The organism is Actinomyces urogenitalis DSM 15434, from assembly GCF_000159035.1.
GTDB lineage: Bacteria > Actinomycetota > Actinomycetes > Actinomycetales > Actinomycetaceae > Actinomyces > Actinomyces urogenitalis.
The window spans coordinates 530,711-536,451 of sequence record NZ_DS999576.1 but is presented as its reverse complement, the minus strand read 5'-3'; the positions used below and the strand labels follow the sequence as shown (position 1 = coordinate 536,451).

Annotated in this window: 5 protein-coding genes; all 5 read left to right on the top strand. The window is 71.0% G+C overall.

Features of this window, described 5'->3' with window-relative positions; all coding sequences use genetic code 11:
• Positions 1–84 precede the first annotated feature (84 nt).
• Positions 85–708 (top strand): guanylate kinase, encoded by a 624-nt coding sequence (gene gmk, locus HMPREF0058_RS10470; protein ID WP_006549768.1) that lies wholly within the window; start codon positions 85–87, stop codon positions 706–708.
• Positions 709–772: 64 nt separating this feature from the next.
• Positions 773–1,189, top strand: a complete 417-nt coding sequence (rpoZ, locus tag HMPREF0058_RS10465; RefSeq protein WP_006549767.1) for a DNA-directed RNA polymerase subunit omega — start codon at positions 773–775, stop codon at positions 1,187–1,189.
• A 6-nt stretch (positions 1,190–1,195) separates the two neighbouring features.
• Positions 1,196–2,524 carry a bifunctional phosphopantothenoylcysteine decarboxylase/phosphopantothenate--cysteine ligase CoaBC gene (gene coaBC / locus HMPREF0058_RS10460; RefSeq protein WP_006549766.1) on the top strand — a complete coding sequence of 443 codons (1,329 nt, stop codon included), beginning with the start codon at positions 1,196–1,198 and terminating at the stop codon, positions 2,522–2,524.
• 93 nt (positions 2,525–2,617) lie between these two features.
• Complete coding sequence (gene metK, locus HMPREF0058_RS10455) at positions 2,618–3,829, top strand: methionine adenosyltransferase (RefSeq protein WP_006549765.1); 1,212 nt, start codon at positions 2,618–2,620, stop codon at positions 3,827–3,829.
• A gap of 143 nt (positions 3,830–3,972) precedes the next feature.
• The coding region (locus HMPREF0058_RS10450; RefSeq protein WP_169305839.1) for a primosomal protein N' family DNA-binding protein at positions 3,973–5,741 on the top strand (1,769 nt) is incomplete at its 3' end.

Here is a 5,741-nt window from a genome sequence, read left to right as displayed (position 1 = left end):
GAGCGCGAGCGCGGCCAGCGCCCTGCGCGGCTGACTGGCAGGTAGTGGGCAGGGCAGGGGCGGCTCGCCTGGCATGATGGTGGCATGAGCCTCCCCTCCCTACCCGACCATCCCACGACCTGCGCCCCGGGCTCCCCGGCGTCACATCGGCCGACGCCGGCGCTCACCGTCATCGCCGGCCCCACCGCGGTGGGCAAGGGCACGCTTGTGGCTGAGCTGCGCCGTCGTCACCCGGACCTGTTCGTCTCGGTCTCCGCGACCACCCGGGCTCCGAGGCCCGGAGAGGTTGACGGGGTCCACTACCACTTCGTCACCGACGAGGAGTTCGACCGGCTGGTGGCTGACGGGCAGATGCTTGAGTGGGCCCTGGTCCACGGACGCTACCGCTACGGCACCCCGCGCGGTCCGGTGGAGGCGGAGCTGGCGGCAGGCAGGCCTGCCGTGCTGGAGATCGACCTGGACGGCGCACGTCAGGTCCGCCGCTCCATGCCGGGATGCCAGCTGGTCTTCATTGCTCCTCCCAGCTGGGAGGAGCTGGTGGCCAGGCTCCGGGGCCGTGGCACCGAGGATGCGGCCGAGCAGGAACGGCGCCTGGCTACCGCCCGCACGGAGATGGCGGCCGAAGGGGAGTTCGACGTGACGATCGTCAACGACACCGTGGCGCGTGCCACGAGCGAGCTCGAGTCTCTTCTTGGCCTGGCAGGCTAGACTGTCCCGGTTACCGCCTGGCCTCACACGGCCGGGCACACGATGACGAAAGCAGGTCACGCACATGCTCGGAACCTCCCCGAAGCCGGAGGGCATCACGAACCCGCCGATCGACGACCTCCTGGAGAAGGTCGACTCGAAGTACGGGCTTGTGGTGGAGGCCGCTAAGCGCGCTCGTCAGATCAACAGCTACACCCAGCAGCTGGAGGACAACCAGCTGGAGTACTTCGGCCCGCTGGTCGAGGTCGCCCCTGAGGAGAAGCCGCTGGGCATCGCCCTGCGCGAGATCGTCGAGGACAAGCTCGAGGTCATCCCCGGTGACGTTGCCCGTGCCCGCCGCGCTGAGGCCGAAGAGGCCCGTCGTGCTGCTGAGGCGGACATGTTCTCCGATATCTCGCTGGACTCTCCGGTCACGCTGGGCGAGGCCGAGGGTGAGGACGGCTCCAACGCCGCCACCAGCCTGGACGACATCCAGTTCTGAGCCGACGTGGCGTCGGTGATCAGTGAGCGCGCCGCGGCCCTGGACGGGCCGCGGCGCGTCGTCGTCGGTGTCTCCGGCTCCATCGCTGCCTATAAGGCCCCCACGATCATCCGCCTGCTGCGTCAGGCCGGTCATGAGGTCAAGGTGGTGGCTACCCAGGCGGCCCTGCGCTTCATCGGGGCCCCTGCCCTGGCGGCGGTGTCTGGCAGTGCGGTGAGCACGGGCGTCTTCGACGACCCGGCCGCCGTCGAGCACGTGGCGACGGCGGAGTGGGCGGACCTGGTCCTGGTGGCCCCCGCCTCGGCCGATCTCCTGGCCCGCGTGGCCGCCGGCCGCGCCGACGACCTGCTGACGGCCACCATCCTCACCGCGACGGCCCCGGTGGTCCTGGCGCCGGCGATGCACACCCAGATGTGGCTGAACCCGGCCACGGTGGAGAACGTGGCGACGCTGCGCCGTCGTGGCCTGAAGGTCATCGACCCGGACTCCGGGCGCCTGACGGGTAGCGACTCAGGGCTCGGACGCCTACCAGAGCCCGAGCGGGTCGTAGCCCAGGCGCTGGCGGTGCTCACCCAGGAGGAGGCGGCGGGCGCCGCACAGGTCCTGTCGGGCCGCCACGTCGTCGTCTCGGCCGGGGGGACTCGCGAGCCGATCGACCCGGTGCGCTACCTGGGTAACCGCTCCTCCGGGCGCCAGGGCGTGGCGATGGCGGCCGAGGCTGCCCGGCTTGGTGCGAGGGTGACCCTCGTGGCCGCCAATATCGAGGCCGAGGTCCTGCGTGACCTGCCGGCGCAGGCCGAGGTCGTCCAGGTCTCCACCGCGCTGGAGCTGCGCGAGGCGGTGCGTCAGGCGGGTCAGGACGCCGACGTCATCGTCATGGCGGCGGCGGTGGCTGACTACCGTCCGGCGCAGGTGCGATCCTCGAAGATCAAGAAGCACACGCTGGACGGGCAGCCGGCAGGCTCGCTCACCGGCGAGCGAGGCATGAGGATCGAGCTGGTGGAGAACCCAGACGTCCTGGCCGAGCTGGTCGCTGATCCGCCGCGCCAGGACGGGCGCACGCTCGTCGTGGGCTTCGCGGCCGAGACCGGGGACGGTGAGGGTGACGTCCTCGCGCACGGTGCCGCCAAGGCGCGCCGCAAGGGCGCGGATCTTCTGGCGGTCAACGCCGTGGGCGAGCACACGGGATTCGGGGACGTGCCCAACCGCGTCGTGGTTCTGGACCGCGTGGGCGAGCCGGTGGCGGAGGCTAGCGGGTCGAAGGCTGAGGTCGCTCGGGCGCTGGTGGGTCTGGTTGCCGAGCGCCTGGACGCGCGGGACGGGCAGACGCGCTGAGGCCAGCGTCAGCGTCCATGACGTGCCGCGATCCACATCGGCGCCGGCCCGGGGGACCTCGTTCGCGTCGCACGCCGCCGGTAGGGTGAGCCCGTGATCTCTTCCCTGCGTCCGTTTACGTCCGAGTCCGTTACTGAAGGCCACCCGGACAAGGTCTGTGACCGCATCTCCGACTCCATCCTCGACGCGATCCTGGAGCAGGACCCGGCTGCGCACGTGGCTGTGGAGACGATGGTGACCACGGGACTGGTTCATGTGGCCGGAGAGGTGACCACCGAGGAGGCCTACGTCGAGATCCCCCAGATCGTGCGCGACGAGATCGTCGCGATCGGCTACACCTCCTCCGAGGTCTGCTTTGACGGCGCCTCGTGCGGGGTGTCGGTCTCGATCGGCCAGCAGTCCCCGGATATCGCTGCCGGAGTGGACAAGGCGCTGGAGGTGCGTGGCGATGCTGGTGACCTCGACCCGCTGGACTTCCAGGGCGCGGGCGACCAGGGACTGATGTTTGGCTACGCCTGTACCGATACTGCCGAGCTCATGCCCGTGCCGATCCACCTGGCCCACCGTCTGGCCGAGCGCCTGGCAGCGGTGCGCAAGCAGGGGATCGTTGAGGGCCTGCGCCCTGATGGCAAGACCCAGGTGACGATCGGCTACGACGGCGAACGCGCGGTCAGCCTGGAGAACGTCGTGATCTCCACCCAGCACGATCCTGACCGCAGCCAGGCCTGGCTGCGCGACGCCCTGGTGGATGAGGTGCTGCGTCCGGTGCTCCAGGCCGAGGAGGCCAAGGGGCTGGAGCTGGCGACGAGCAACCTGGAGGTGCTCGTCAACCCCTCGGGTCAGTTCATTATCGGCGGCCCTGCTGGCGACGCCGGCCTGACCGGTCGCAAGATCATCGTGGACACCTACGGCGGGATGGCTCGTCACGGTGGAGGTGCCTTCTCCGGTAAGGACGCCTCGAAGGTGGACCGGTCCGGGGCCTACGCCATGCGGTGGGTCGCCAAGAACGTCGTGGCAGCCGGCCTGGCGCGGCGCTGCGAGGTCCAGGTGGCCTACGCCATCGGCTCGGCCCACCCGGTGGGCGTGTTCGTCGAGACCTTCGGCACCGAGACCGTGCCCCAGGCGCGCATCGTGCAGGCCATCCGCAAGGTCTTTGACCTGCGCCCGGCCGCCATCATCCGTGACCTGGACCTGCTGCGTCCGATCTTCCGCTCCACCAGCGCCTACGGGCACTTCGGTCGTCCGGACTTCACCTGGGAGCAGACCGACCGGGCCGAGGCGCTGCGCCAGGCCGTCGGCGCCTGATCCCGGTCGGCACGCGGGGCCGGCCGGTCCATGGGACTGGCTGGCCTCTGGACGCCGCTGGCACGGCCGGGTATTCGTGTCGGTGGTACGCCGTAGAGTGACGAGGGACAGGGACACCGTCAGGCTGCGGGGGGGGGATGACGATGAGCCAGAGCGGTCATCAGGATGCCTTGCTCGTGGTACCGGCCCCGGCAGAGCGCACGGTACGCGTGCCCGGCGTCGTCGACCCGGTTGCCCGGGTCATCCTGGACAGCCCGCTGCCGCACCTGGACCGTCCCTTCGACTACCTCGTCCCTCCTGAGCTGGACGTCGCCGCGGCCGTCGGCACGCGGGTCACTGTGGCCTTCGGCGGCCAGGAGGTCCACGGGTGGTTGTGGGAGCGGGGGAGTACCACCACCCATACCGGGCGCCTGACCGCGCTGCGCCGGGTGGTCTCGGACCTGCCTGTTGTCCCGCCCTCCACCAGACGGCTGGTGGAGGCGGTGGCCGAGCGCACGGCGGGCACCAGGGCGGACGTCCTGCGTCTGGCTGTGCCGGCGCGGCACGCGCGTACCGAGCGCGCCGAGCGCGACCGCGAGGTCAGCGTGCCGGCGTTGCCCACGCCTGCCGCGGACGGTGAGACAGGCTGGGCGGCCTATGACGGCGGTCCGCAGTTTCTTCAGGCCCTGGCTCAGGCAGCTGCTCCGCGTGCGGTGTGGACGGCACTGCCCGGGCGCACCGGGGTGGTGGAGGACTGGCAGGTGCTGCTCGCCCGTGCCGTGAGCGCAACCCTGTCGGCTGGCCGAGGGGCCCTCGTGCTCACCGCGACCACTGCTGGGGCACAGAGCCTGGCTGCGCGCCTGGCGGCCTGCTTGGAGGCTGAGCAGGGGCAGGCGGAGCCGGTGGTCGTCCTGTCGGCCGAGCACGGTCCAGCACGCCGCTACAAGGCCTTTCTCGCTGCCCTGCTCGGTCACGCTCGCGTGGTCGTGGGGACCAGGGCCGCTGCCTTCGCCCCTGTGCACAACCTCGGCCTGGCGGTGATCTGGGACGACGGTGATGATCGTCTGGACGAGCCACGTTCGCCCTACGTCCACGCCCGGACAGTCCTGGCACTGCGCAGCGGTCTGGAGAAGGCAGGGCTGCTCATCGCCGGGTACTCACGCAGCATCGAGGCCCACAGCTACGTCGCTCAAGGATGGGCCGAGCAGATCACGGCGCCGCGTGAGCTGATCAGGCACGTCATCCCCCGGGTGCAGGTTCCTGGTGCGCCTGAGCTGGAGGCCGAGGGCGCCTCCGGCTACGCCCGCATCCCCTCCCTGGCACACCGTGCGCTGCGTGAGGCTCTCCACAGCGGGCCGGTGCTGGTCCAGGTACCACGTGGTGGATACGCGCCTGTGGTGGCCTGCGCCTCCTGCCGGACTCCGGCTCACTGTGCCACCTGCGCAGGGCCGGTGATGATGAGCCGCAGTGGTGAGGTCTCCTGCCGGTGGTGTGGGCGCCAGATGGCGTCATGGTCCTGTTCGGCCTGCGGACACACGCTGTTGAGGATGGTCGCCGTGGGCTCGGCTCGTACGGCCGATGAGCTGGGACGGGCCTTTCCGATGGTGCCGGTGGTGGTCTCCGGAGCGCGAGAGGATCATGGCGTCATCCAGACCGTTGATGCCCGGCCCAGGCTCGTCGTCGCCACCCCGGGGGCTGAGCCGGTGGCGGAGGGCGGCTACCACGCGGTGCTGCTGCTTGACGGCGCGACCTTGTCGGCCCGTCCGGACCTGGGAGCCTCCAGCGAGGCCCTGCGGCGGTGGTCGGGCGCGGTGGTCCTGGCCCGGCCACAGGCACGCGTCATCCTGCTCGGCGGGCCTGCCGAGCAGGTGGCGCAGGCGCTGGTGCGCTGGGACCACGCGGGCTTCGCACGCCGGGAGCTGGCGGAGCGCAC